A 1,553-nucleotide genomic window follows, 5' to 3' on the forward strand; every position below is an offset into this window, starting at 1 on the left:
AAGAACGACTGGACATGCCTTCCGGGTATAGCCTAACCTGGAGTGGGCAATATGAATACATGGAGAGGGCCAAAAAGCGCCTTCAGGTGGTAGTACCAATCACCTTGCTGATTATTTTTCTGCTGTTATACTTCAACTTTAAAAATCTACAGGAGAGTATAATTGTGCTGCTGACATTACCCTTCTCGCTGGTAGGTTCGTTCTGGCTCATGTATATCCTGGGGTATAACCTGAGTGTGGCTGTGGGTGTTGGTGCCATTGCATTGGCAGGAGTAGCTGCTGAACTTGGCGTGGTTATGCTTACCTATCTCGACAATGCTTACAACGAACGCAAATATAATGACAAAATGAACAACCTTGAAGACCTTAAGCATGCTGTTATGGAAGGCTCAGCCCAACGTATACGGCCGATATTTATGACCGTCTTTTCTACCACCGGCGGGCTGCTACCTATAATGTGGGGTATAGGAACTGGTGCAGCTGTAATGAAGCGTATTGCTGCACCTATGGTTGGAGGTATGGTTACTGCAACCATACTCAGCTTAGTTGTACTCCCAGTGGTGTACTACCTCTGGAAGAGTCGAGAAGTGAAACAACTGACAAAAACAACGGGCGAAGATCAACAATTAACTAATTGACAAACAGAAATAAGATCTGGCAGGTTTTTCAAACTTGCCAGACCTAACAAAAAAGGTAATAAGTATGAATGAAGTCAAAGCATTTATTCGCAAACGAAAAGCAGAACAAGTCATTGACGGGCTGGAAGCGCAAGGTTTCTGCTGCATGACACTAATCGATGTAATGGGACTGGGTCGAATGTCGGACCCGGAAAAAGCCCAGCTTTCAGTCAGCATTGCTGAACGATTTACTAACATTGTTAAACTCGTGGTGGTGTGTAGTGAAAAAGATACCGAGCGGGTAGTCGAAATCATTCGAAACAAGGGTCGCAGTGGACAGCCCGGGGATGGAATTATATATGTGACTCCGGTTAGTAAATCTGTTCATATTAGATCAGGAGACTCAGGTAGTGACTTCTTACAACACGAACGACCTAACCCTACCCCTAAATAAAGATTTATAATCTCATGAAAAATTATAAAAAACCAATTCTATACCTAAGCATTATTATCATTTCAGGCGTTACAGTATGGGCTTTAGCAAAAAAGTCTAATCGAATATCTGTGTCTATTAATTCGGATCTGCCTGAAGTAGTTATGTACAAAAACCCGCAATGTACTTGTTGTGATAGATGGGCAACTTATCTTAAAAAACAAGGTTATCCGGTATCTGTGAATGATTCAGCTGAAATGACATCGATTAAAGAAACTAATAATGTTCCTTTAAATCTGGCATCCTGCCATACTGCTTTTGTCGATGACTATATTGTGGAAGGCCATGTGCCTGTAGAAGACATCAGTAGAATGCTCAAAGAACGACCTGATGCTGTAGGCCTAGCTGCACCTGGTATGCCGGCAGCCTCTCCCGGAATGGACATGGAAACAAATGATTCGTACGAGGTCAGGCTTTTTGATCAAGAAGGCAACTCAATTTTA

The 1,553-nt window shown here is 42.6% G+C and carries 3 protein-coding genes; all 3 read left to right on the plus strand.

Annotated features, from left to right (window positions below; genetic code table 11):
- On the plus strand, positions 1-638 hold a 638-nt coding region (locus ABJV04_RS16010), incomplete at its 5' end, for an efflux RND transporter permease subunit (protein WP_348492586.1).
- Positions 639-702: 64 nt separating this feature from the next.
- The gene (locus tag ABJV04_RS16015) at positions 703-1,071 is read left to right on the plus strand and encodes a P-II family nitrogen regulator (RefSeq protein WP_348492587.1); all 369 of its coding nucleotides are present in this window, start codon (positions 703-705) and stop codon (positions 1,069-1,071) included.
- 110 nt (positions 1,072-1,181) lie between these two features.
- On the plus strand, positions 1,182-1,553 hold a 372-nt coding region (locus ABJV04_RS16020; RefSeq protein ID WP_348492588.1), incomplete at its 3' end, for a DUF411 domain-containing protein.

It is taken from the genome of Aliiglaciecola sp. (assembly GCF_039982535.1).
Lineage (GTDB): Bacteria > Pseudomonadota > Gammaproteobacteria > Enterobacterales > Alteromonadaceae > Aliiglaciecola.